The sequence below is a fragment of the Niastella koreensis GR20-10 genome, from assembly GCF_000246855.1.
GTDB lineage: Bacteria > Bacteroidota > Bacteroidia > Chitinophagales > Chitinophagaceae > Niastella > Niastella koreensis.
The window spans coordinates 5,977,663-6,004,021 of record NC_016609.1 but is presented as its reverse complement, the minus strand read 5'-3'; the positions used below and the strand labels follow the sequence as shown (position 1 = coordinate 6,004,021).

Below are 26,359 nucleotides of genomic sequence, written 5' to 3'. Positions count from 1 at the left end.
ATCGTTTTTTAAGTTTCTGAAATTTGCAGCGTTTCAAAAATTTATCAACCATTCATATACTGCCTGGCGAATGCTGCTGCTTCGTCATTTTCGTCTGCATTTTTAATGCGCTCCTGTAAATTCATGTCCCAGTCCACCAAGGCATCCCTGACTGTTTTACCACAGCCGAAAACACCTTCAGCCGGGTTTGGTCCAAGCTCGCAGCAATAGCTGTCCCCGTCTTTAAATAGTAAAGGATGTAAATTTTTTACTGAGACCGCAAGGTCGTCACTGCTCTCAATGGGAACCTTCATTTCGGCTGGCAAATCCATCTGCTTCTTTTATACAGAGTAGATATTTCAATGCACAACTTTTCGCCTTCATAGATTGTACAAACAATAGCATTCATGCAAATTGGCGATTTAACTGTTTACATGTAAACAATGATTTGAATGCCAAACAAAACGGTCGAATCGGCTTGAGGTAAAATGCTTCAAGTCGTTTTTGATTAATCGAGTTCGGTATTCATGCTTATGCCAGAGACACATTTTAAACTGTATTCAAGCTGGGATCATAAAAATTAAGTGCTATTTTTCAGCTATGAACGATATGTTTAAAATTGAAGTTAGTGAAGACCCCGTTGAAACAATCGGGTTTCTGGAGGAAAAAATCTATGAGTATAATTCATTGGAAATAAATAAATCTGATGGCGCTTTCTTTTCCAGGGTTATTAGAAGTGATAAAGGAGTAATTGTCGGAGGGGTAGCTGGTTGGACGTGGGCAGGTGCCTGTGAGGTCACCCATTTGTGGGTGGACAAATCGATGAGGAATAATGGAGTTGGCAAACTATTATTGGAGGCAGCCGGGACAGAAGCAAAAAGCAAAGGGTGTAGTACAATATTGATTAAAAGTTACGAGTTCCAGGCACCGCACTTTTATGAAAAATATGGCTACAAAATTGAGTACATTCAAAAGAACTTCCCGCCCGGATTTAATTATTATATTTTAACAAAAAGGATTGATTAAATAAGAAAATAAATGGGATCGACACAAAATTCAAAAAAAATAAAAGCTTCAAAAGAAACAATTTACCAGGCGTTTACCAGCCCCGAAGCTTTGGCTATCTGGCTTGCCCCCAACAATATGACCGGTAAAGTCCACCATTTTGATTTGCGGGTTGGTGGTGGCTACCAAATGTCTTTGTTCTATCTTAACCAGGAAGATGATGAAAGCGGTAAAACTTCCGGTAATGAAGATAAGTTTACTACAAGGTTTATTGAGTTGACACCATTTACAAGGATTATTCAAGCAGTAATTTTTGAAACCGGCAATCCGGCATTTTCGGGGGAGATGATCATGGATGTTATGATTGAGCCCAACGGCGAATGGACAACAGTAACCATTAGTTTTAGAAATATTCCTGCAGGTCTTGACCCCAAAGATAATGAGGCGGGAACAGAACAATCACTTGCCAAGTTGGCACATTATGTTGAGCAGCAATCAACCTCTCTATAAAGCGTGAAAGGCTTTTTGAAACATCTGTAATATCCTTTTATTTTAAAAAAAGACTACTACCGGGCGTATATAAAGAAACCGAAGCCGGCATTGTTACCATGAATCTTTTTTAAGAAAGAAAGCAGTTATTTGCCAAATGACAAATAATCCGCCGCAGCCAAAACTATCTTTGTTCCAATCGTTAATGCTAAAAATTAATACAATGGCAAAAACAGTTTTGGTTACCGGCGCTTCCTCAGGGATTGGTAAAGCTACCGCAATTTACCTGGCTCAAAATGGTTACCAGGTATATGGGGCGGCTCGCCGGTTGAACAGGCTACAGGAATTAAATACTTTTGGTATTATACCAATTTCCCTGGACGTTACTAAAGAAGAAAGCATTGAAGCTTGTGTGGCATCGATCGGTAGTGTAGACATTTTAATTAACAGCGCCGGATTGGGTTCCTATGGCGCGCTGGAAGATGTACCGATACCTGAAGCCAAAAATCAAATGGAAATAAACCTGTTTGGCGTAGCCCGGTTAATACAACTGGTATTGCCTCAGATGCGAAAGAACAGATATGGAAAGATCGTCAACATTTCATCAGTAGGTGGTAAGATGGGTTTGCCGATGGGCAGTTGGTACCATGCCAGTAAGTTTGCGTTGGAAGGCATGAGCGATTGTTTACGTAATGAAGTAAGACAATTCGGGATCGATGTGATTGTAATAGAACCGGGCGGGACCCAGTCTGAAATGATGGCGATCGGTGCCGAAAACATGCAACGGGTGTCAAAAAAATCCGTGTACAGCAACCTGGCAACCGGCATTCAGAAAATGTACGCCAATATGGAGAAGAATGCGGCAGCCCCCATTGTAGTGGCCAGATTGATTAAAAAAGGAATCGAAGCGAAACATCCAAAAACAAGGTATATTGGTGGCACAATGGCTAAACCTATGTTGTTTATGAGAAAGCTGTTATCCGATAAGCTATTTGACAAAATGATAATGAGCCAGATAAAATAGGCACTATATGGAACATCTGATCAATTATTTATTACAGTTCGGGCATTTGAACCAACAGCAAATAGAGCTGATAAAAAGTAAAGTAGTTATAAAGACTACTAAAAAAGATGAATATTATCACGAAGCGGGCAGAATACCGCGTGAGATTATTTTCCTGACAGAAGGCATTATGCGGGTTTGCTATTACAATAACAAAGGCGAAGAGATAACTAAATACTTCCTGGAAGAAAACCGCTTTATCGCCGATGTAAACAGTTACAACCAGGGCATTCCCTCTACTGAATATGTACAGGCGATCACCGATTGCGAATACATCGTACTGTCAAAAACTGCATTGGACGATCTATCCCAGACCATTGTTGGCTGGGATGCGATCATTGCAAAAATAACCGCAAAGGCGCTGGCCGAAAAAGTAAACAGGATCAGTCCCATGATGACCGCCGATGCCACAGAACGATACCTTACATTCCTGAATAATTTCCCTACCGTGGCTAATAGGGTTCCGCTCTCCTGCCTGGCTTCTTTTTTAGGTATTACGCAATCGTCGCTGAGCAGGATAAGACGAACTATTCGGTAAAAATTGTGATTGTCCAGCATCTTAACAGGTCCAGGCCCCATAAATACTTTAAGCTCGTTTTATCTAAAATTACACACCGTGAATTTTTAAATAATCACATAACGACCGTCTTTTCTATTATTCCATTTCCCGCAGTTAAGCAGATGCCGAAACTGATGAGTGACAATCCAATTATATATCGAACGCCTGGTTATGAATCTCTGGATGCCAAAGATTTTATTTTCCCGTTATCGCCCACCTATATGTTATTCAGGCATCGCACTACCCGTATAACCGTCAACCCACTTATCCGGGTGTTACTCGATATGTTGTTTCTGGTACAGGCAAATGAATATGTTTCTTGCGTGAGCAAAGAATATCCGCAACAACTGTACAATGCTTTCCAAAAAGATTTTTCTTCATCGATCGACCGATTACGGGAAGAAGTCTTCAGTTGCATTCATGATTCATCCACTATTCAGCGAGGCAGTCGTTTGTAAAAGATAAAGAGCATCAAGAAAATAATTGCTTCTTCTATAAATCGCCTCTTCAACCGGGTGTTGTTTCAAAATGGTACATGGTAGTTCCGGCTAGTATCCGATACAAAGACCGTTCTATCGGGGTGGTATGCTCACACTACACACATGCTAGTAGCAATTATCTTCTGAGTTTGTAAAATATTTTGAATTTTAAGAATCTCTTATTTTATATTTGAGGGCATTCCTGAACTAATAAACCAATTTTTATGACAGAAAAGGAATTTCAAGATGAGGTAGATCGCATTTATTCCAGAGGGAATAAAAATGGAGGCCCAATTGGGGCCGCCCCCCAGGCAGGTTCCGCTTCGTTCGGGAGGGGATTAAAACCCTAATACAATTACTTAATACAGTTACACAAAGAACTTTATACTACCCGGTCCAATCCTCTTTCCCCACTTTCACCTACAGCACAAAGCCTTACCTGTTTTGCATAGGTGTGCAATTTGCATTTTTTTGTCATTTCAGCCAATGTAAGGATGTTTTGCGCATTGCTGAATTGTTGATTATTTAAGCAATAACATGCTTGAATAGGTTGAAAGGATTGTTGCACACCATTACCTGCATCGTTACATAGCTGATAATTAAATGAACAGTTTTCTTTTGCAAAAGATTTAATGCATGCAGCATTCCATTAAGTGCTGTAAAATGGTATTATTTGTTGAGGTTATGAACGAATTGGCGAATTAATTTGCGCTATAGTCATACAATCTTATAGTTATTGACTTTAGTCAAGAAGTAAACTCGTAATTACTTCGCTTAATCACATTTTGTTCACAGTAAGAAAAATAGCTTTCTTATTCGTTTTATTTTTCATTTAACTTAGGTAAAACAATTGCCTCCTTTACCATATGCGACTACAATTAACCCTGACACCTTGTGCCGGCCATAGTTTATTACCTGTTAATTATCAGTACCCGCTGTCTGCAGCGATATACAGGATCATTCAACAGGCAGATGAAAAGTATTCGACATTCCTTCATGACCAGGGATACAAACTCAATGGTAAGAGTTTTAAGTTGTTCTGTTTTTCTGATTTGCGTGTGCCTTTTCGCATCCAGGGAGACAGGCTGCATATCAATGGCTCACCGGCTTCGCTTACAATCAGTTTTCATGTAGATGAAGCAGCGACAAATTTCATAAGGGGAATATTTATTAACCAGCAGTTTGAAATTGCCGATAAAATAAGTCGCACACAATTTTCGGTCACCCATGTGCAATTGCTACCAAATTCCTTCGCATCCATTCATCATACTGAACCTGAAATGGTATTGCAGCCCTTATCACCGTTAGTGGTAGGCCGGAAGAATAATAAAGGGAATTATGATTTTTTGAGTCCGGCAGACCCGGATTTTAATGAATGGTTTATTCACAACTGGATAGAGAAGTACAAAACGATTAATGGAAGTGCTACGGTAGATGTGGAGACAATAAGGAACCGCATCAGTATACAACTATTAACACCAGGGGCGGAAATTAAAAGCAGGCTGATCACCATAAAGGCATTTACGACGGAGCAAACACAGATACGAGGGTTTACAAAGTTCCGCATGAAAGTGAAAGCGTCGAAACTATTGCTGGAACTTGCTATGAATGCGGGTTTGGGATTGTATAATGCGCAGGGGTTGGGGTGTATGGAGGTGAGTGAAATTATTAGTTAATACTAAAAATTATTATTATAAGAATGATAAAAGAACTTACCAATTTCATCAAGTCTTTAGATCCTGGTATGAAGATGCTGGGAATGAAACCTAAAGAAGGCCTTCATATCCAACTTCGAATCCAGAAAGAAGAAGATCAAGTATTTATCGACGAACAATCTATTGTACAGACTGCTTTCACTCGAAAGAAAGATCAAACACCAGAGGAGGTGCAATTTTTAAAGCGATGCGCCAACCTTATCCAGTTAAGTTGGTGTGTGAATACCAATAAGTGCTTTGATTTGCCTATTAAAGCTATCCATTCCTGTTCACCTTACTGTCTTGCAGTGAAAAAGGAAAACCTGACTGGTGGCGAGAAGTATAAGGAAAATATTAAATCGAAAGTGTATGAGCGCATTAGCAAATATTTTGCTAAAGCCAGTGAACTGTTAGAAACGGATGAAGAAAAGCAAATGATCAAGGTATTTGAGCAGGCATTAAATTCAGAAGAAAAATTTAATGCCTGGCTGACAATGTGTCCGGAGTATGAGCAGTTAAAGGATAGTGAATACGTCATTTTTTATCTTGATGTACCATTTTGCCAATACGAGACAACGAATGCGCGTTATCTTGCCGACAAGCTTTTCAACACAAACGAATACGACAAAACTGTAGCGGGAGAGATATTTGGTACATCTGACTTCTTCAATGGTTATCCGGCCAAGAAGCCATTTCTATCACATCAATCTGCCAGTTTCGATATTGCCGCCCGTATTTCCGCAGAGCAAGCCAAACACCTTTTCGAGTTTCAAGATATCATGAACCGGAATATCTTTCCCAAACCCTTGCCTATTTTCATTCATCAGGATGAAATCATGCAAAAGGCAGGTCGCAGTCTGGAGGATTCTGCTATGGCTATCTTTAAAAGAGAAGCCGAGAAGGAGGACCGAGACAGCCGGATAAGCTATCGCGAAATCATAGAAGAATTATATGAAAAGCACGGTGACGAATTAGGTAACTATTATTTACTTTTTTACGATCGCGGCGAAATCAAGGACTTTGACTTTGTTCCTAAATTCGAATATCTATTATGTGATGAAAAGGGAGAGAAGTGGGCAATCGAAGACCTATTTAATGGAGGTAACGATCAATCCATCAAAAATGTGTTCCATTTTCAGCAGGCAGTTCTGCTACTGATATTCAATAATGGGCTGATTGTTAAAACCAAGGCCGGCGGCTTTCAATACAAATATTTCGATGAGATCGACAGTAAGTACACAAAATCAGCCGCCACTTACCTGCATATTTTGCAATATCGTAGAGCATTTTATGATTTTATTTACAAATCAGAAAGACAGTCTGTTACAGCAGCGATGTTCGATAGTATTTTACGAACATCGGTATTAGAAGATATCAGGGTCGATGAAATAAAAAGCAGCTATCATACTGAAGACCGTAATATTCGCAAGAAACTCAATATTTGGTTTAGCCTAAAGGAAAACTTTAATCAATCATCACATAAAAAAAATGAAACGATGGCTAATAAGCTAAAAGAGCATCGTGAGTTTATTAAGAAACTCGTAAAGAGCGAAGCGGACATTGAAAATGATGAGCAATACGCATTCGCTGCCGGACAGGTGATTTTCTATCTAATGTCAAAAAGTAAAACTGCGGACCGTAGCTATAAGCGATTGGAGCCGTTTCTGCAGCAAGTACAGGCAAAGCAATTGAACATGGCCATTTCGAGAATGTTCGATGCCTATAAGCACGAGCAGTTTTCCGGCAATTTTAAAACTCCTTTTGCGCAGGTTGTGGCTTACGATACATCGAGGAATATACGTGATCTTATCCCGACCTTGCTTTCCGGTATCTTTTCAAAAAATTCTCTCTTTAGCGATAAGGAATATGAGGATGTAATTACTGTCGATTCAGAAGTGGAAGCCGATAACTAAACTTAACCCCCAAAATCTTAAAAATGAGTACTTCATTCAATAATCGGGTATTTGGTTGCGCTATAATTAAAGCCATTAATTCCAATTACAATGCCGACTTTAGTCATCAGCCGAGAACGCTGCCAGATGGTACCGTGTATGCAACTGATAAGGTGTTGAAATATTCTGTTCGCAACTATATATCTAAAAACTATCCCGGAGAAAAGATTTTCTATTTCAAGAGTTATAGTGAGGAAATGCAACCGCGCAATCTAAAGGAAACATACGTTAAGAATTTTGGCGACTTTCCAAAGGTAGATAAGAAAGATAGTTCCAAAGCCCGCAAAGCCGTATTGAGTAATTTGCTGCAATGCGTAGATGTTCGTCTGTTCGGAGGTACCTTTGCTGAAGAAGGCGCTAATCTTTCTATTCACGGCACTACACAGTTTACTCATGGCGTAAACCGCTTTCCTGAAGGAGTGATCTATTCAGAGCAGATCTCTGCTCCCTTTCGAAACTCCAACGAGAAAAGTGCTGATTCAATGCAAACCACATTAGGCACACAATTCAAATTAAAAGAAGGTCATTATGTACATCACCTGTCGATTAATCCGCGTAACTTGGAAGATATGAACAAGGCCGTAGATAGCACTGGCGTAACTGCGGACGATATTGAAAAGCTAAAGGAGGCGTTAAGGAATGGCGTGACATTCTACGATTCTTCTGCCAAGGCCGGAGTGGAAAATGAGCTGTTGTTTTGGGTGCAGTTGAAAGAAGAATCGAAACTGGTAATGCCCTCTTTTGTAGAACTCGTAACAGTAGGTCTGGACGATGGGCGGAGCATTGATTTTGCAAAGGTTACAGCCCTGTTGCAAAAAGAGGCTGTAAAAGCACAGGTGGAGAAGATCGAAGTGTATTACAATACAGCTACCACAACCGTTATCAATCTCCCTGCCAATGTACAGGTATATGAACTAAATTAAGCTGCTATGGTAAATGAAAAATTGATTTCGTTTGACCTGTATTCCGATTTTGCTTTTTTCAAAAAGCCTGATTTTAACGATGGACTGCAGCTTTCGTATAATATGCTGCACAAGCCTGCATTGCTGGGTATTTTGGGAGCCATTATCGGACTGGAAGGCTATAAGCGAAAGGGCGAACTACCACAGTATTTTCAACTACTTAAAGATATACCGGTAAGTATTGAACCTTTGCGGCACGAATGCGGCAACTTCCAAAAAACATCGGTAAAGTATACAAATGGAGTTGGCTATGCCAATGCCGATGGCAACTTGCTGGTAGAGGAAACGATGTTAATAAAGCCGGCCTACCGTTGCTATCTGCAATTAGATTTAACGAACAAAACGCAGGCAAAGATTTACGAGTATATCTGCACGGAACAATGTGAGTATATCCCGTATTTAGGAAAAAATGAATTTCAGGCCTGGGTAACCGATATGCAGGAGTGGAATACCCTGCCACTGAAACCATCTGCTTCATTCAGTATAAATAGCCTTTTTATAAAAGAAGGTTCGGTACGCAACCAACGGGCGGAAACAGATATAGCATTTGCCTTCGATAGTATGGAATCTATTGGATCTTTCAGTTATTTCGAAAGGCTACCTACCGGGTTTAATGAAGAACTAATGCAGTACCAGCTAAGTGATTTTGCATTCACAGACTGGAAGTTAAAGCCTGAATCTAAGATTTCTTCGCTTTATCAACTGAAAGCCTTACAGGAAGAAAAAATAATCCAACTCTTCTGATGTTGAAGTCCTTTGAAGACATATTAACCAATATGCCTGATATCGCAAGCATTCTTAATGGACATGATCGATATTGGGCGCATATTCATCCGTCAAAGAAAGAAGAGCTCCTGGCAGAGCATACAGTATTAGTCAATAGTTATGCAGAAAAATTAGTAGAAGCGCATCATTTAGATGCAGTCATCGATTCACTGATAACAGAGCATGTTGCCGATTGGGAAGATGCAGCACAATGTGCAGTAATTATAAAACAATGCTTTGTAGGTGCCATCGTCTTTCATGATTTTGGAAAAATCAATGAAAACTTTCAACTCCTGCGAATGCAGAATTATAATGGGTTTACTGAAAATAAAAACATCTTATTAAAACCTTCTTATGGGCATTCTAAGCTGGGCGCCTTTCTCTACTCCTGTTATTGCATTGATTCCATCTTTAAACAATCAATTTCAGCTAATTCAAAGAAGCTGCTGGCAGCACATTGTCTTTTGCTCTCCTATAGCATTAATCAGCATCACAGTCCGGCACTTTTTTCAGTTACAGAAAACAATAGCTATCTGTCGGGTTTTAAGGGTATATATGAATCTCTTCGATACTATATTCAGCAGTACAACTGGTCTCTCAATGATAAAAGCGTCATCATAGTCCTTGATAAAATGGAGGATGTTTGGTTACGCGATATTAAGGAGCGCAGGGCGTACAAGCCTTTTCCTTTTTACACACTTATCAAACTAAATTTCTCACTGCTTACTGCGGCTGATTATTTAGCAACGCATCATTATACCACTAGTAGTGAAAATGGGAATGAAGGTGAAACTTTTGATTTTGGTGTGTTCGATAAAAGGGAAAGGGTGGAACAAATTGCGGCGCACCTACGTTTATTCAAACATAATCAGGCTGCCTTTGGCAAGGCTAATAGCTATTGTTTTGAACACCCTAATATCCGTTCAAAGGATAACCTGAACAAGCTACGCGAAGAGATGGCCGTTGAGGTTATTCAGACGATAAAAGAAAATGCAGGAAAACGACTGTTTTACCTCGAGGCTCCTACAGGTAGTGGGAAAACAAACCTTTCTGCCATTATAGCTACAGAACTGCTGCTGACCAATCCAGAACTTAACAAGATCTTTTATGTTTTTCCTTTTACTACACTCATTACTCAAACTTTCGGATCACTAAAAGAAAGTATTGGACTAAAGGATAATGAGATTGCTGAATTGCATAGTAAGGCTGGGTTAGCATCAAAAACTGATATAAAAGAAGAGGAGGATAAGGATGGGCTGTATGCTGACAGTAAAAGAGATTATATCGATCATCTCTTTGCACTTTATCCTGTTACCCTACTTTCACATGTAAAGTTCTTCGATATCCTGAAGACAAACAGCAAGGAAGCCAATTACCTTTTGCACAGGATTGCAAATAGTGTAGTGATTATTGATGAGTTGCAGTCCTACAATCCGAACATATGGGATAAGATGCTCTTTTTCATTAGCGAGTATGCAAAGCACTTCAATATCCGATTTGTGTTAATGTCAGCTACTTTACCTAAAATCAGTGGTTTAAAAATAGGAACGAACAATGTTCCAGACTTTGTGGACCTTTTGCCGAATGCCAGAAAATACATTACTAATCCCAATTTTTCGCAACGTGTTACGTTTAATTTTGAGTTGTTTAATCTGGGTAAAATAGAGATTAGCCGATTGGCGGATTTCGTACTTGAAAAATCGGTTGCTTATGCTACAAAGCACAACAATGTAAAGACCATTGTCGAATTTATTTACAAGAAATCGGCTGCTAACTTTTTTCAACATATACAACATACTGATACCTTTCAGCAAATATTCCTGCTTTCGGGTACTGTGCTGGAATCAAGGCGCAAGGAAATAATCAACTATATCAAACGGAGCAATAGTGAAGAGAACATCTTGCTGATAACAACACAGGTAGTAGAGGCTGGTGTGGATATCGATATGGATTTAGGATTTAAGAACGTCTCGTTGATAGATTCGGACGAACAGCTTGCTGGTCGTGTTAACCGTAATGCCAGCAAGGCTGCTTGCGAGGTATACCTTTTCAAAATGGATGACGCCCATATACTTTACGGAAAAGATTATCGATATAAAAAGACCCGTGAGGAGATAAGTAGCGAAATCTATCAGGCCATTCTAACAGGAAAAGATTTTTCGCAACTCTATGAAAAGGTAATTGGATTTATTGACGAATCCAATAAACCGTTATTCAAAGACTCTATTATGGGTTACACTGATGGACTATTTCATTTTGATTACCCGGAAGTTGACCGTGGGTTTCGCATTATAGAGCAGGAAAGTGCTTGTGTATTTGTGCCGCTTGATTTGCATTTATCAATTGATGGTGCAAAGCAGAGCGAACGGGATGCCATTTTCAGTCAATCGGAGTTGGATTTACTTTCTCAATTTGATATTTATCCTAATCTGGAGAACCAGATTTCCGGATTGGCAATTTGGAGTCTCTATGAACGACTAATCGAACGACGGATTAAACATAAAAAGCAGGCTGGGAGCTTTGATATTCAGCAAAAGATAGACTTTAAGCGATTGCAATCAATCATGTCAAAATTCACTTTTTCCCTAATGCAGTTTGCAAAGGACTATAAAGAGCTACAATTATTTGGTGAAGAGAAATATGGCTATCTCTATCTGCATGGCTGGAACGAAAAGAGGATAGAAGGTAAGCCATATAGTTATGAAAACGGCTTGAATAACGAAGTGTTCATGACCTCAAATTTCATTTAACCATGAACATCAACGCCACCCTCATTAACCTTTACCACGTCTGCAAACGGGAAATGTGGCTTCATGCCAACGGCATTCGCATGGAACAAACTTCCGACACCGTAGCCGAAGGCAAACTCATTGGTGAAACAACCTATCCACAACGGGCGGAAAAATATACCGAATTAGAAATAGGCGGCAGTAAGATAGACTTTTATGATGCAAAAAATAGAGTGATCCATGAGGTGAAAAAATCCGACAGTATGGAAGAAGCGCATGAATGGCAGGTAAAATACTATATCTGGTTACTGGAGCAAAACGGTATTGAAGGAGTAAAAGGCGTTCTCGAATATCCGAAGCTGCGGCAAACCAAAAATATTGAATTTACAGACGAAGATCAGAACTATTTGAGAAAAACCGTGCAGCAGATTGAAGCCATTATTGGTGGTGAAAGCTGCCCACCGGTAATCAAAGCCAGATTATGCAAGCAATGTTCGTACTACGACTTTTGTTATATCACAGAAACCTGAAATTATGGCCAAAAATAAAACCATACAAGTAAAAGGCGTTGAATTAATATTATTGCATAATCTGGCATTTATTACATTTCCCTGACTGACATGCTAAAAGCCAAAGACGGTGATTTTTTATTTCTGACTGGCAAAGAAACCTCAACGCTGTTGAATTATCTGGTATCTGGGAAAGTATTTATAATCCTGATTTTAATTATGGCGAATTTGCCATAATTAAAAGTAAGGCAGGGTTTGTTATTTTGAAGAAACATGAATTGAAAAATTAATGCTGGCTAGTTGATACCTGAAATTTTTATGTTATGGCATCCAATAAAATCATTGTTGTAAAAGGCACGGGAATAGTCATCTTTTGCCCCGCCATCGTGACGCGGAAAGAACTGATTGTATTTTACAAAACTGGTTACGAAACCGGAGCACCATCGAATTTATAGGTCTTTAATAAATTTTATTATTACAATGAAGAAGTCTTACTACCTTTTCAATCCCGGCCGAATGAGCCGCAAAGATAATACCCTCAAATTCACTCCTGAGGATGAAGGTGGTAATGCAGGCACTCCCAAATACATACCCGTTGAAACGGTGGATAATCTTTATGTGTTTGGCAGTTTGGATGCCAACAGTGCTTTGTATAATTTTTTAGGAAAAGAACAGGTAAGCGTACATTTTTTTGACTATTATGAACATTACACCGGTTCCTTTACGCCTAAAGATTATCTGCTTGCGGGAAAAATGCTGATCGCCCAAACAGACGCTTATATGAAACCTAAAAAAAGACTGGCAATTGCTCAAAAATTGATCGATGGTGCAGCCTTCAATATGGTTAAAAATCTGAAATATTACAATAACCGGGAAAAGGATACTTCTACTCAAATTGCTTCTATAGAAACACTAATGCAATCTATTTCCTGCTCTACCGATATTGAATCCCTTATGGGAAAAGAAGGTAATATTCGCATGAGTTATTATGGCGCATTTGCCACAATTATTAATAATTTTTAAATGGGACAGCGCACCAAACTTCCGCCATCGAATGAAGTAAATGCCATGATATCGTTCGTAAACAGTATGTGTTATACCCTGTGCCTCGACATGATTTATCATACCCAGTTAAATCCTACCATCAGCTTTTTACATCAGCCGGGAGAACGCCGGTATTCACTGGCTTTGGATCTGGCTGAAATATTTAAACCGGTACTTGCAGACCGGCTGATATTTTCTTTGTTAAATAAAAACAGGTGCAGGAATGTGATTTTGACACAAAGCTTAATAAGTGCCTGTTGAAAGACAGTGGCCGCAAAACGGTGGTAAAGGCATGGGATGAAAAGATGAATGAAACCATAAAACACAGGTCGCTTGGCCGGAATGTAAGTTATAAGCACCTGGTAAAGCTGGAATGTTATAAGCTGGCTAAGCATATTTTGGGTATAGAAGAGTATAAGCCATTTAAAGCCTGGTGGTAATATGTACATAATTTTAGTGTATGATATTGGAGAAAAGCGGGTAGCCAAAATGCTCAAACTATGCCGCCGCTACCTGAACTGGATACAGAACAGCGTATTTGAAGGAGAAATTACCAGTGTTAAACTGAAGGAACTCATTCATGAAGCGAGGCGCATAATGGAAGAGGAAAAGGACAGCCTGATCATCTTCAAAAGCCGGGAGGAGAAATGGCTGGAAAAGCAGATAGTTGGAAAAGAAAAAAATGATCTGGATAATATACTTTAGTCGTCGTTGTCATGTTATTGCAGAAAGGAAATATAGTTTTTATACTCCTGATTTTGGGAATTGCCGCACCGAAAGGCACTTGAAGAGGTTGTCGATGTCCGCAAAGAATCCCAGAAATGGGGAATGACAACTTTTTAAGTTCTAATAAAGATGTTTATTTCACTAGAAGGGCTGAAAAACAATGTTTTATTTTGCTGTAATAAACGGGTTATAATCGCACCATGGAGGAGTTGAAACTGTTATAATCGACCGCTCCTTTAGCGGGTTTTTTGTTATAATCGCACCATGGAGGAATTGAAACTATATTGATTTCAACGGCTTTTGTTTTTTGGGACTTGTTATAATCGCACCATGGAGGAATTGAAACAAATAATCCTTTAAAGTGATTCGCAAATCACCTATTGTTATAATCGCACCATGGAGGAATTGAAACTGGAGAGTTAGGATTCAAAATAGGTTTGGTGATAGCGTTATAATCGCACCATGGAGGAATTGAAACTGTTGATTCCGCCCGGTTTGGTTGGCGGTATAATAAGTTATAATCGCACCATGGAGGAATTGAAACCTACCATTGTTAGACGATGTATTATTTACGGGTGCTGGTTATAATCGCACCATGGAGGAATTGAAACTGTTGATTCCGCCCGGTTTGGTTGGCGGTATAATAAGTTATAATCGCACCATGGAGGAATTGAAACATGGTTGTAACTTTTACGGGAACCTTTTTGCCATCGGTTATAATCGCACCATGGAGGAATTGAAACAGATGGACCCTTCCTTCATGCCCTTAATGATCTCCCGGTTATAATCGCACCATGGAGGAATTGAAACATAAAACATAATTGATATGACATTATCCCTATACAGTTATAATCGCACCATGGAGGAATTGAAACTGATATTTGCTTTTAAAAGAGCCCGGCCAGCGTGCAGTTATAATCGCACCATGGAGGAATTGAAACACAGCATGCCTGTCGGTACCTGTTACGCTATACCGGGTTATAATCGCACCATGGAGGAATTGAAACTAAACTCTTTTTTAAACCAACAGGGGTGTTGGTAGGGTTATAATCGCACCATGGAGGAATTGAAACATGAAAGTGCTGAAGGTATCGGGGGTACGCTGACTTGTTATAATCGCACCATGGAGGAATTGAAACAAGGCGAGTACCATCGTGCAATATAGCGGGCCAGGGGTTATAATCGCACCATGGAGGAATTGAAACTAAATACACGGAATTCACGATCGCAGCGGCGGGCCTTGTTATAATCGCACCATGGAGGAATTGAAACCGAATTAGAGCAATATTTTAAAACGGCCACCCAGTTATAATCGCACCATGGAGGAATTGAAACTTTCATCTGTTGACTAGGACAGCCCATATAAAGCCGGTTATAATCGCACCATGGAGGAATTGAAACGTCGTTCGTTCAGGCAAGAGGAGAAACACCCAGGGAAGTTATAATCGCACCATGGAGGAATTGAAACTACGTACACTTTGGGTTTTGTTTGGGTAACGATTAGTTATAATCGCACCATGGAGGAATTGAAACAAACCACCGGTATACAGGTCCGGGTCTTCATCTATGTTATAATCGCACCATGGAGGAATTGAAACTTAATGAGGTAAACGTAGTCGGGGTCGCTGACCGCGTTATAATCGCACCATGGAGGAATTGAAACATACCTGGTTGACTACATTGCGCAGGCCTGGTAAAGTTATAATCGCACCATGGAGGAATTGAAACTTGGTTTTCAATATTCAAAATAAAGGGTTTGGTGGTTATAATCGCACCATGGAGGAATTGAAACCCAGGTGCAAACCAATTTGCATTAACACCTCCGCCCGTTATAATCGCACCATGGAGGAATTGAAACTATGAGACAAGTCTCTAAACTCGACGGATATTGTGGTTATAATCGCACCATGGAGGAATTGAAACTCAAAACACACCCTACACTAGGTCCATTATTCAGGTTATAATCGCACCATGGAGGAATTGAAACTTGCTTGCCATATGAAAAACTAATTCGCACACAACGGTTATAATCGCACCATGGAGGAATTGAAACTCGATCTGCCAGGAATAATGACCATGTGCCATTCTAGTTATAATCGCACCATGGAGGAATTGAAACATTGCCATCAGGCAGGTTTTTAATGGGTCTTTCCAGTTATAATCGCACCATGGAGGAATTGAAACAAGTTGAATGTCACTGGTATTTCCACGCCACCAAGGTTATAATCGCACCATGGAGGAATTGAAACCAAACAGACTGAGTATGTTGCCGACGGGTTCAGGCTTGTTATAATCGCACCATGGAGGAATTGAAACCTGAATAGGTTGTACGACTGCCGCTTTAGCGCTGATATTATAATCGCACCATGGAGGAATTGAAACCTGAATAGGTTGTACGACTGCCGCTTTAGCGCTGATATTATAATCGCACCATGGAGGAATTGAAACCTGAATAGGTTGTACGACTGCCGCTTTAGTGCTGATGTTATAATCGCACCATGGAGGAATTGAAACATTAATGCAGTTTTTTTGTCTTCAAACTCAAACCGGGTTATAATCGCACCATGGAGGAATTGAAACATATAACGATTTTATAGAAGAGAACGTAGATAAGCTGTTATAATCGCACCATGGAGGAATTGAAACTGAAAAAGGCCTCACAAGGGCCAAAACAGCGAAAAGCGTTATAATCGCACCATGGAGGAATTGAAACTTACCAGCGGAAGCTCGGCGCTTGCTGGCGCAACCGTTATAATCGCACCATGGAGGAATTGAAACATGATTATAGCCATGGCCAAATAATAAACAAAGCTGTTATAATCGCACCATGGAGGAATTGAAACAGATTTTGAAGGCAAAAGCTCCGCTATCGTAAAATTGTTATAATCGCACCATGGAGGAATTGAAACGTCAATATTGAAAAGGTCGGCGGCAATGGAGAATTGGTTATAATCGCACCATGGAGGAATTGAAACAGTGGTGATCCCAAAGCGCCTTCTTCTGACAATATGGTTATAATCGCACCATGGAGGAATTGAAACAAATCTTGAAGAGTTTGCTTCTTAGGGGTTGCCATAGTTATAATCGCACCATGGAGGAATTGAAACAAAGGTATGCCGGTATCTTTTAGGAATCGCATGTAGTTATAATCGCACCATGGAGGAATTGAAACACAATAGTGTTATGAAACTCTTGAAGAATCGAGTTTGTTATAATCGCACCATGGAGGAATTGAAACTTTTAACCTGCTCAGGATAGCTTGTAGCGTGCCACAGTTATAATCGCACCATGGAGGAATTGAAACATTAGTAGAACCCGCGCATAAGCGCCGACATCTGTGTTATAATCGCACCATGGAGGAATTGAAACATGTCCAGCCTGTTTTTATTAGACATTGCGCGACTGAGTTATAATCGCACCATGGAGGAATTGAAACTATAAAAAGTAGCCACCCAATAATACCAGACCCAACAGTTATAATCGCACCATGGAGGAATTGAAACTCACCAAAAGGCGTGTTTACTTATGCGGGTGTCGGGTTATAATCGCACCATGGAGGAATTGAAACGCTAATCGGACGCATCTATACGGCAAGCGGTAACATTGTTATAATCGCACCATGGAGGAATTGAAACAGGAGAAGAAGGAAACACGTTACTCATCATCGCCGCCGGTTATATTTTTATCTCTCCAAAAATTTGATTGAGTGTTTTGCTAAACTTCTTTTCTATGCATGGATACATGCTGACCGTTAGACGCAAATAACGCTCGGTCGCCATAATGGTCTTATACCCCACGACGGAACAGTCAGGGGGTATGGTGTGCTCAGCACGAATTCGGACAGTTTTATCACGTTTGTATGACAATTAATGATATGTATATCGCCAACAACGAAGGATAGTTGAGTGTTTCATTTCCCCAAAGACCTATATTAAATAGTTGATTTTCCTGAAGATATAACGCCGTGACATACCCCATCCGGTCCGCAAAAAAAGGATCATCAGCAATGGCGGTCGGTTTTGCTTTTTATGCCATTTTACCTTAGGCGGTTGATACCCCAATTAAACTGAGGCAAATGCACTTCTCGTTCCAACTCCACTAATCATTAACCGCTGTATGGCCCGGCTGCAGGCTACATAAAACAAGGCTTTTTCCGTTTTGATGATCTGTTGCTGCTCTTCCGGAGTTAAGCCGCTAAAGTTAAAGGGTTGCCTGGGAAAGGTTCTGTCGTTGACATCCACTAAAAACACCTGCTTAAATTCCAGCCCTTTCAGGCCGTGAAAAGTAGACAGTCTCACCCCTTCGTTTTGATTGTTCAACAGGTTTTTATTGACATAGGGAATATTTACCTTGTGAAAATGATTCCTGAAATCGTCAACGGCATCTTTGGTTCTGGCGGCTACTACAATGTCGTTGAACGAATAGCCTTCTTCTACTAACTGATTGATGTCTTTAGCTACAGCTTCCAGTTCTTCATTTTTTGTTCTGTAAACAGGATATTGCGGTTTCACCCCATGAAATAAAGACAGGTAGCCTTTTTTTTCTTCCACATTGCCTTCAAAGTCATCGTAGTTTTCTTCGCTGATCACTTTGATAGCAAAATTTTTGATTTCTTCGGTAGTGCGGTAGTTGATGCGCAGCCGTTTGCTTCTATTGCCCCGGACATTGATACCCGCTTTTGAAAAGTTAATTGTCTTGTTGTAAATGTTTTGCAGGGGATCTCCCACTAAAAACAAATCGTTGGGGCCTGCTTGGGTAAGTGAACGGATAAATCGAAGTTCAATATTCGAGAAATCCTGCAACTCATCAACAATGACGTGAGCAAAAAGAGCGGTTTTATGTTGGAGCAGGTATTGACTCACTTTGTTGTACACTTCTTCTTTGTAATAAAGCCCTTCGGCTGCTTTCCTTTGGTTGAAATCTTCTATTAGCTCCCAAATAAGGAAACGGTCTTTTCGGCTTATTGCTTTGCCTCTGCCCATACGACTGGCTTTCAGATAATTTTCCTGCTGGTCGATGTGCTGATCTAAAATAATGGCTTCATATTCTTCCTGCAGAAATTCTTCGTCGAAGGACGACAGTTTTTCTGCAAGCACCTGCTCCCATATCTCGGCGGGCTTTTTAATAGCGCTAAGGCCAAACACTTTATCGGTAGCTCGTAACAAATAATATTGTTGCGCCAGTCTGAAAGCCAGCATATCTATGTTTTCTATCAAATAAGTTCCTGAAGGTATCTCCAGTTCCTGGGCAAGGCCTTTAAGATTTTCGGTAAGCTCTTTCGTGAAGGTGGTAAACAAAACAGGCAAACTGTTTTCCACTTTTCCAGCCAAATGCTTCAGCCGGTGCAGGGCGGCTATGGTCTTGCCGGTACCTGCGCCTCCCGAAAGTTTGATGCTTTCCTTAAAGTCACCATATACAAATGCAGACTGCGAGGGGTGCAAATAGTATTTCCATTTTTGCAGGGAACCTTGCAATGCCTCGTTGAATATTTCGTCATCGGTAAGTTCAATAAACGACCTGGCATTGTTTTTACTGCGTAACTCATCATTGTTGGTGCGGCCTTCCTGTACTTCGGAAATCAGCGTATCTATGTGGGCGCCCTCTAATAAATAAAAGAGGTTTTCAAAAACATCAATGGGTAAATAGCTTTCCAGTTTTTCTAACCCTTCAAAATTATTCACCTTCAATACAGATGGCAAAAGAATTTCGGGTACACCAATCTTAATCAATCTCTCGCCATCATACTCCCCTATAAACAGGTCGTTTGTAACGGCGGTTTTTGCATCTGCCACTGCGGCCACTTCATCCACCGTATACACCTGGAATGCCTGCGTCTGCTCATTCCAGTCAATAATTTTGTTTTTGGCCCAATCCATAGCTTCATCATGATTGTCTACCCACACCAGCAGGTACAAGTCCGATGCCTTCACCTCTTTAAGGATGGCCCTGTATTTCTGATCAATACGCGCCGTCTTCAGGCTTTGGTCTTTAAAAGTTTGAATAGATTCCAGGTGGATAGCCGCTGATTTAGAATTGGTCCTGAACTTGGAAATGAAATCCGTAACTTTTATTTGGGTGGTTTTATTGAGGCTCAATAATGCATCCCAAAATTTATCATATATGAATAGTTTCATAGCTTAATGTCATTTATCTGGTTCAGGGCATAAACTCTGAATCCTGCGGTTTCAAACATTTTCCGGCATTCGGTTGAACGGGGCCCCACCACAATTTTGGGTACCGTTAATACCAGCTCTGCATCGGCCAGGATATTGCCAGTTTCGTCCATCCAGGAATCGAGGTACTCCGCATTACCCGCTGTTACCCAACCTTTGCTGATCGCTTGTTGCATCAGGTCATGCAGGGTTGCATCATAAAGGGCTTTTATCTCGCCTAAAAGGTCTATATCGGCGTCCCCTTCCTGCTGATCTGCGTCCTGGGCTACCACAAATTTATCCGATTGAAATAGGTTAAATATGCGCCAGAAATCTTCCCACTGTGCTTTATCAATCGCTTTTACCGGCAGTAGTTCCAGGCAATTATAAACAACTTTTTGATGCACATTCACCCATATCCGCCATCCGGCAAAGTCAAACTTTGGCAATTCCTGTACGGGTAATAGAGCATCAAAATTTTGTACCTTATTGTTCCGAATATAGCTATCCGAGGTCAATTTCTCCATGAGCAGGGAGTTCAGCTTATCGGGTGCAAAAGAGGGTTCCAGCAAATTTTTGGTCCAGGAGGCTGTGTATAAGTACCATGACTTTTGATGCACACTAATAACGGGGTGCCACAGTTGCTCCAGCCAGCGATACACATTGGTAACCCCCTGCGCATAGTTCACCTTACGCTGATCTTTTAAGGTACCCAATAATTTGCCTGTATAGTTGGTATAAAAATAGTTTTTATATGTGGAGAACAATTCATCTTTCACTGTCGTATCGCCTCCCAACAATGCCTGCCATTGATCCAGGTCTTTCCAGGTCATTGTCCACGATTTGTATTGAGGGTTTCTTGAAATCGCTTTTCTGATTTCGATATCTCTTTCAAAAACATTGTGCGTTTCGGAAGCATGGTACTGATAGCCATCCAGGTATAGTGCTATACGAGGCACTTCATCTTTATAGTCTTTTCCATCGATTCTATACTTACCACATACCAGCAGAAAATCAGTACGCGTGCTGTACGCAATGCCATCTTTCGTACCCAAAGATACCTGCGGCCTTATCCAGTATAGAGCGGAAATATCTCCTTTATCCAGACTTAATTGGTAATACACTTTGCCGTCCTGCTTCATGCTTTCGAAGGACATGCCATCCGTTTTATCGGCATATATCGACAATAGCTTTAAGAAACGTTCTTCCAGCTCAGATTCTTCGATCTTGCCGCTATCGGTGATGGAGGTCAGCCCTTCTTTGTTTTGCACCCACGCATCGGTTTTTTCACAGATCTGTCGAAACCAGTTTTCTGCTCTCGCCCTGCTCAGGTCGGCACGGTTGTATTGATTGCCATAGGAGTAGATGCATTTGTAGCAGCCATCCTTGCCCGATAGCTGGCAACTGCAATCCCGTATGGATTCATAACCGTATCGTAGCAGGAGTGAAAACTCTTTATGGTCAAAAAGCTGTTCCAGGTATCCGGTACCGCCCGGAATGGTATCATACAGCAGCAGGAAGCGGTCAAATTTGCCGGTTTTATGATTGAACTCCCTGTAGGAAAGAATACGTATATGATCCGGATTTCCTTTAAAGTATTTCTTCAGGCCCACATCGATGCCGGCCTCAAACATCCGGATGTCCGCTCCACTATTGAACTCCTGGATGGGCAATACTATCTTAAGTACTTCGGTCTGTATTTCCCGAAAGAAATATACTTCCTCAAATACTTCGTTGCTGCCAGGCTGGTAGCCCACCTCTTTATATTGGCAATAACCATAATGAAAATCCCTGGCCGATGCTAAAAGGTGGGTGGCCGATACGGATTTGCCGCAATGCTTGCAGGTTACAAAACCTTTGGTAAGTACTTCTGTATCATTAATGCGCAGCTTACGGGCATCGTTGGCGTCGCTTCTGCCATAATTGACCGAAGTGATAGTAGCATTTTTTACATATTCGATACCAAAGGGAATGTCCTTCAACACCCAGGCGCCTTCAGAAGTTTTCTTGTCCAGGTACACATGATGCATCATTAAGTATTGCTGCGCATCCCTGTCATCATCGGCATCAGTCAAAGTTGCATCACCTGACTTATTGAACGACTTAACAGCCGTCAGCTTTGCGTATCGATGTACATTGGATGCGGCATTCCAGGACGCATCGTCACATTTGGGACAGTTGCCTTTGCTGGCCAGGCTATCCAGCTCCATATGGTCGCATTTGGAACAAAAACGCTTGTAGTGAAAATGGAGAGGTTCGCTCCAGTCAAATGTATTCACCCCGGTGACCTCAAAACGATAGCCCTGTGTATAAAAATAATTTTCAGGCGCCAATTCTTTAATGGCCTGTGAGGCGGGTCGCACAATCTCAAAGTCCTTATCCAGGGCAATATTGTCACTTCCTTCGGCCTGGCGGCTCATTACATGAGCGTTGAGGCGCACACCGGTTTCGGGAAATGCATAATTAGGCAATACCCCTACATTGGTCAGATGCTCTAAAGTATTTCTGCTTATAATTCCCTTTTTTATGCCGCTCAGGTTTTTCTTTTCCCGAACCAGTTCATCCAGCGTGGGATCGCCCTTTGCCAGGTTGAGTGTTTTAGCCATATCGTCCAACTCTTTCCTGCGCTGTTCAATTTGGAGCAACTCGTCTTTTATTCTGGCAAACACGGTTAGTAATTGCTCATAAAACTGGCCCGAATCCAAAGCGCCCGCTACCTCATTAAATGCCACTGTTCCTGTATGCTGATCGTACTGCTGTAAAAACTGATGTACCAATATTACTCTATTGGTTTCAATAAAATTGTTGAGCCGGTTGATGAAAAAGGCCGCATCATTCAAATCACGCGATGCTAATTTCAGTTCGCGAATAAAAGTAGGAATGGCATTTTCGTTTGGCTGTGCCGATGTCCAGCTATCGAAACAAAATGCGGTAAAATGTCTGCGTAAAATATCTTTTGCTTCCAGGTAGCAGCCCGGTGTATTTACATCGCCCTGCATCATATCCAGCGGATCGGTATAGTAGTACAGATCGTGGTTTTGGTTTTTTGCAAAATTCACCACCAGCGCAGCTCCGGAACTACGCCCTGCACGCCCTACACGTTGCAGAAAGTTGGATGGCAGTGGCGGGATCGAATTGTTATATACAGTATTCAGGGTCCCGATATCGATACCCATTTCTAAAGTACTCGTAGCCACCAGGGTATTAGTAGCATTAAAACGGCTGCGTTGCTTAAAGTCGATCTCCAACTGTTCTCTTTCCCTTCGCCCCAAAAGCCCGGTATGCTCCCGTGCATATACCCTGGGAAAACGATTACGGTTATATACGGCCTTATAATAATTATTGCTCGCAGCAGGCTCCAAAGCATAATTACCGGTACACCGGTAACTCAAACATTGGCCTTCGTTTACCAGGCTGCCCGCATCGTTGGTATATATCACATCTTCGCAGCTGTTGCAGCGATATTCTTTTACATTTTTCTTTACCCATAAAGCATCAGCAACAATGGCATAGTTGTACTGGTCGTCAATTTTTATGGAGTTAAGCAGGCCGGCTTTTACCAATGATTGGGCCCACTGCTCATAAAATTCGTTTATAAAATTGGGTTCTGATGAAGCCTGCTTAAAACTCTTCCTGAAATAAGCGTGAAACCAATTGGTGTTTTTGGCCCGGGTAGTATCCAAAAGATTGCTTCGGGAATCATTATTGGTGAGCAGTTTGGGCAACCGGGAACGGGTACCAAATTTGGGATTCAAAAAATGGCGGCGATCTTTTTGCCAGTTCAAATCCCACAGGCTCAATTTTTCTTCCCTGAATTTTTTTAGATATACATGATCTATGGCCCCCCGGTTGCGGGCACGGTGAAGCACCAGGTTGGTAAAGCGAAGCAATGCCTCACTGTTGATGGTACCACTCACATCATTCAGCTGAAGCCAGTTGGTGAGTAATTCTATGGCTTGGGTTAATCTTTCAGAATCGAAGTACACCGATGAAGCACCGGTTTTTTCGAGTGTGCGGCCAATGCGTGAATTGAAGCCAAACTCTGCAAATACCTCCCATTGAATACGGGCATCGAATTCTTTCAGGAAATGTGGGTAATATTGGTTGCTTTTATAATAGTCCAGTGGGGAAGCCTTTCCCAAATAATCTTTGGGAAAGAAACGATATAGATAACCACTGAGCGGATCGATACCGGTTTCGTCGCCATATCGCTTCCAATAATCCTTAAACTGATTGGCCAACACATCCAACCGCTGCGGTTCTTCCATTGCATTGATTACTTTCTGGATGGATGCCCTGAACGTGAACCGGTAATTTCTTCCTTCTATAAAGCCAGCCTGGTGGGCGGCATCCTGCACCGAATTGGTAAAGGCCAATACCTTGCGATGTTGATCGCTGGCCGGATCCAGGTCGGTGGCCAATGTCTGACTTACGACTATAGAACTCAGGGTAGGTATTTTGGTTCCAATAATGGCTACCGTGCCGGCATTATTACAGCATGGGCAAATATGCTCTGACTTGTTGTTTTTTAGTTTGCGAAATGCCTGTATATTAAACCCATCTTCATCTTTTGGTACTATATATAACCGTACCGGATGTATTTTTTCCTGTAAAAAATCATCGGGCGCATAACCGGTGGCCTGCAGGTCGTCGGTTGTCAGTTCATTGCCGGGCAGAAGGAAATACACGTTTTTATTGCGGGCAAAAAACTTTTCATATACTTCATGGATGTCTTTACTGAACACATCCCGGTTATCGGGCTTTACACCCAACCAACCGGACGAATTGCATTCCCTGCAATACCAGGGTGGCAGGGCTGCTATTTCTTTGTTGGCATCTACCTGGTCGCGGAAAGAGAACTGTGCAGGCTGCTCCAGCGTATACTGAACACCACTTAATTCCCGCACCCACAGTTGTACTTGCAGGTACATAAAAGGCGACCGCGGATTATCAATATCTTTTGCCGCAGCTATGAGCGTGAGCAATGATTCCAGGATTCGTTCTTTGGGACTGTACTGATGGGTGGCATCCCATTGCGGTAGCTTCCGGAAGTTTTCGTTTGCAAGGGACAGGTCACGGATAATCTCCTCCACCGTTCGCGTTCCCTTTGCTTTATTGGCCACTTTCACAAGGTCTTTTACCAGCTTAAGCTGTATCAGGCCATGGGCCAGGCTCCTTTTGTCCTGCTGCCAGATATCGATATGGGCTTGCAGGTAAGTATCAAAATCTTCGCTTTCCCGGTGCTCCAGGTCTTTGAGGCGGTGCGGCAAAGGAATAAAATCCAGCAAGGTTTCATCGGCGCCAAAAAACGCATCAACACCAATTCGATTCTCGGTAATGATGGCATCGGTGCCTACGGTTTCGCCAAACACTTTACTGGCATAATCGGCCAGTAACTGCGGTGCTTCGGCGCCTGAACCAATGGTGGCCGATGTTCCTACAGCGCACAATTGCCCGGCGGGCAGCTCCAGTTTGAGCTTTAAGCGGCGGATGAGATTGGCTACATCAGTGCCTTGTGCTCCATCGTAAGTATGCAGTTCATCCAACACCAGAAACTGCAATAGCCCGGGGTCTTTCAGATTATTCAGCCATAACTTGTGGTAGTTATGTTTCATCAGGGCATAATCAAGCATCTTGAAGTTGGTGAGCAGAATATCTGGTGGCGAATCAAGTATGGTGTCCCGGTGTTCGATAATATTGGTTTCACCCATACTTTTGGGAAACTGACCTTTGGGACCATTGCCTTCTCCAATGAACAAGCCGGCTGTTATTTTACCCCTTAATCTGTGATCTTCGTGTATTATCTCTGCCAGGCGTTTAGCCTGATCCGTGGCCAGTGCATTCATGGGGTATAGAATGATGATCTTCACACCTGCCCGATGTTGCTGCTGATAGCAGTAATCCAGTATAGGATATAAAAAGGATTCAGTTTTGCCGGACCCGGTACCGGTGGTTACAATGGTTGGCTGAGGCTTTTTATCCACAGTGGAAAGCCGGGTCCAGGATTGTACCTGGTGATCATAAGGCGGCCAATTGGGTTTTATGGTCAGGGGTATTCGTGGCACTTCTTCAGCATCGGCTTTTACAAAACGCAGCTTCAGGGATACATAAGGCCCCTTAAACATACCTTGCGCAGGATGATGTATAAACGCATCAAAAGCCCGGGCCACTTCTTTTTTGCGAAAGGTGAAAGTGGCTTTCAGGTAAGATGTGATGGACTCCTTTATTTCTATCGCTTGTTGCAAACTCAAC

The 26,359-nt window shown here is 41.5% G+C and carries 17 protein-coding genes, 1 pseudogene and 1 CRISPR repeat array; of the genes and pseudogenes, 15 read left to right on the top strand and 3 right to left on the bottom strand.

Going from position 1 to position 26,359, the window contains the following annotated elements:
* Positions 1-44: 44 nt before the first annotated feature.
* Positions 45-311 carry a hypothetical protein gene (locus NIAKO_RS23725; RefSeq protein ID WP_014220998.1) on the bottom strand — a complete coding sequence of 89 codons (267 nt, stop codon included), beginning with the start codon at positions 309-311 and terminating at the stop codon, positions 45-47.
* Positions 312-579: 268 nt separating this feature from the next.
* On the opposite strand from NIAKO_RS23725, the gene NIAKO_RS23720 reads away from it, so the two are divergent.
* The 15 genes and pseudogenes from NIAKO_RS23720 (at position 580) to cas2 (ending at position 13,934) form a co-directional block, all read left to right on the top strand.
* Positions 580-1,005 carry a GNAT family N-acetyltransferase gene (locus NIAKO_RS23720; protein WP_014220997.1) on the top strand — a complete coding sequence of 142 codons (426 nt, stop codon included), beginning with the start codon at positions 580-582 and terminating at the stop codon, positions 1,003-1,005.
* Positions 1,006-1,017: 12 nt separating this feature from the next.
* Entirely contained in the window at positions 1,018-1,494 is a 477-nt protein-coding gene (locus NIAKO_RS23715; protein ID WP_014220996.1) for an SRPBCC domain-containing protein, read from the top strand.
* Positions 1,495-1,696: 202 nt separating this feature from the next.
* On the top strand, positions 1,697-2,497 hold the full coding sequence (locus tag NIAKO_RS23710; protein WP_014220995.1) for an oxidoreductase: 801 nt from the start codon (positions 1,697-1,699) through the stop codon (positions 2,495-2,497).
* Between the two features lie 7 nt (positions 2,498-2,504).
* Positions 2,505-3,074: a Crp/Fnr family transcriptional regulator gene (locus NIAKO_RS23705; RefSeq protein WP_014220994.1), complete on the top strand. Its 570-nt coding sequence runs from the start codon at positions 2,505-2,507 to the stop codon at positions 3,072-3,074.
* A gap of 155 nt (positions 3,075-3,229) precedes the next feature.
* Complete coding sequence (locus NIAKO_RS38690; RefSeq protein ID WP_133055379.1) at positions 3,230-3,553, top strand: hypothetical protein; 324 nt, start codon at positions 3,230-3,232, stop codon at positions 3,551-3,553.
* 887 nt (positions 3,554-4,440) lie between these two features.
* Positions 4,441-5,250, top strand: a complete 810-nt coding sequence (gene cas6 / locus NIAKO_RS23700; RefSeq protein WP_014220991.1) for a CRISPR-associated endoribonuclease Cas6 — start codon at positions 4,441-4,443, stop codon at positions 5,248-5,250.
* 23 nt (positions 5,251-5,273) lie between these two features.
* Positions 5,274-7,181, top strand: a complete 1,908-nt coding sequence (locus NIAKO_RS23695) for a hypothetical protein (protein ID WP_014220990.1) — start codon at positions 5,274-5,276, stop codon at positions 7,179-7,181.
* Positions 7,182-7,204: 23 nt separating this feature from the next.
* On the top strand, positions 7,205-8,143 hold the full coding sequence (locus NIAKO_RS23690; protein ID WP_014220989.1) for a type I CRISPR-associated protein Cas7: 939 nt from the start codon (positions 7,205-7,207) through the stop codon (positions 8,141-8,143).
* A gap of 6 nt (positions 8,144-8,149) precedes the next feature.
* Complete coding sequence (gene cas5, locus NIAKO_RS23685; protein WP_014220988.1) at positions 8,150-8,926, top strand: CRISPR-associated protein Cas5; 777 nt, start codon at positions 8,150-8,152, stop codon at positions 8,924-8,926.
* Entirely contained in the window at positions 8,926-11,697 is a 2,772-nt protein-coding gene (locus NIAKO_RS23680) for a CRISPR-associated helicase/endonuclease Cas3 (RefSeq protein ID WP_014220987.1), read from the top strand. Before cas5 ends, NIAKO_RS23680 begins: the two co-directional genes overlap by 1 nt.
* Before the next feature lie 2 nt (positions 11,698-11,699).
* A complete protein-coding gene (cas4, locus tag NIAKO_RS23675) occupies positions 11,700-12,206 on the top strand; it encodes a CRISPR-associated protein Cas4 (RefSeq protein WP_014220986.1) in 507 nt (168 codons plus the stop codon).
* A 302-nt stretch (positions 12,207-12,508) separates the two neighbouring features.
* Complete coding sequence (locus NIAKO_RS39615) at positions 12,509-12,640, top strand: hypothetical protein (protein WP_262493756.1); 132 nt, start codon at positions 12,509-12,511, stop codon at positions 12,638-12,640.
* Between the two features lie 25 nt (positions 12,641-12,665).
* Positions 12,666-13,490: pseudogene (gene cas1b / locus NIAKO_RS39375) on the top strand (type I-B CRISPR-associated endonuclease Cas1b).
* On the top strand, positions 13,445-13,669 hold the full coding sequence (locus NIAKO_RS39175; protein ID WP_207622474.1) for a CRISPR-associated endonuclease Cas1: 225 nt from the start codon (positions 13,445-13,447) through the stop codon (positions 13,667-13,669). Before cas1b ends, NIAKO_RS39175 begins: the two are co-directional and overlap by 46 nt.
* Position 13,670: 1 nt before the next feature.
* Entirely contained in the window at positions 13,671-13,934 is a 264-nt protein-coding gene (cas2, locus tag NIAKO_RS23665) for a CRISPR-associated endonuclease Cas2 (protein WP_014220985.1), read from the top strand.
* Positions 13,935-14,141: 207 nt separating this feature from the next.
* Positions 14,142-17,590: a CRISPR direct-repeat array (repeat unit 30 nt; unit sequence GTTATAATCGCACCATGGAGGAATTGAAAC).
* A gap of 426 nt (positions 17,591-18,016) precedes the next feature.
* Here the strand turns inward: cas2 and NIAKO_RS23660 are convergent.
* On the bottom strand, positions 18,017-20,089 hold the full coding sequence (locus tag NIAKO_RS23660; protein WP_014220984.1) for a 3'-5' exonuclease: 2,073 nt from the start codon (positions 20,087-20,089) through the stop codon (positions 18,017-18,019).
* Positions 20,086-26,352, bottom strand: coding sequence for a DEAD/DEAH box helicase (locus NIAKO_RS23655; protein WP_165761322.1), 6,267 nt, complete (start codon positions 26,350-26,352; stop codon positions 20,086-20,088). The genes NIAKO_RS23660 and NIAKO_RS23655 overlap by 4 nt, the downstream gene beginning before the upstream one ends.
* Between the last annotated feature and the right edge of the window lie 7 nt (positions 26,353-26,359).

Coding starts and splice junctions, on each gene's coding strand:
- cas6 (WP_014220991.1), top strand. CDS start 4,441: ATGCGACTACAATTAACCCTGACACCTTGTGCCGGCCATAGTTTATTA.
- NIAKO_RS39615 (WP_262493756.1), top strand. CDS start 12,509: ATGGCATCCAATAAAATCATTGTTGTAAAAGGCACGGGAATAGTCATC.
- NIAKO_RS23690 (WP_014220989.1), top strand. CDS start 7,205: ATGAGTACTTCATTCAATAATCGGGTATTTGGTTGCGCTATAATTAAA.
- NIAKO_RS23715 (WP_014220996.1), top strand. CDS start 1,018: ATGGGATCGACACAAAATTCAAAAAAAATAAAAGCTTCAAAAGAAACA.
- NIAKO_RS23710 (WP_014220995.1), top strand. CDS start 1,697: ATGGCAAAAACAGTTTTGGTTACCGGCGCTTCCTCAGGGATTGGTAAA.
- NIAKO_RS23680 (WP_014220987.1), top strand. CDS start 8,926: ATGTTGAAGTCCTTTGAAGACATATTAACCAATATGCCTGATATCGCA.
- cas2 (WP_014220985.1), top strand. CDS start 13,671: ATGTACATAATTTTAGTGTATGATATTGGAGAAAAGCGGGTAGCCAAA.
- cas5 (WP_014220988.1), top strand. CDS start 8,150: ATGGTAAATGAAAAATTGATTTCGTTTGACCTGTATTCCGATTTTGCT.
- NIAKO_RS38690 (WP_133055379.1), top strand. CDS start 3,230: ATGAGTGACAATCCAATTATATATCGAACGCCTGGTTATGAATCTCTG.
- NIAKO_RS23660 (WP_014220984.1), bottom strand. CDS start 20,089: ATGAAACTATTCATATATGATAAATTTTGGGATGCATTATTGAGCCTC.
- cas4 (WP_014220986.1), top strand. CDS start 11,700: ATGAACATCAACGCCACCCTCATTAACCTTTACCACGTCTGCAAACGG.
- NIAKO_RS23695 (WP_014220990.1), top strand. CDS start 5,274: ATGATAAAAGAACTTACCAATTTCATCAAGTCTTTAGATCCTGGTATG.
- NIAKO_RS23725 (WP_014220998.1), bottom strand. CDS start 311: ATGGATTTGCCAGCCGAAATGAAGGTTCCCATTGAGAGCAGTGACGAC.
- NIAKO_RS23720 (WP_014220997.1), top strand. CDS start 580: ATGAACGATATGTTTAAAATTGAAGTTAGTGAAGACCCCGTTGAAACA.
- NIAKO_RS23705 (WP_014220994.1), top strand. CDS start 2,505: ATGGAACATCTGATCAATTATTTATTACAGTTCGGGCATTTGAACCAA.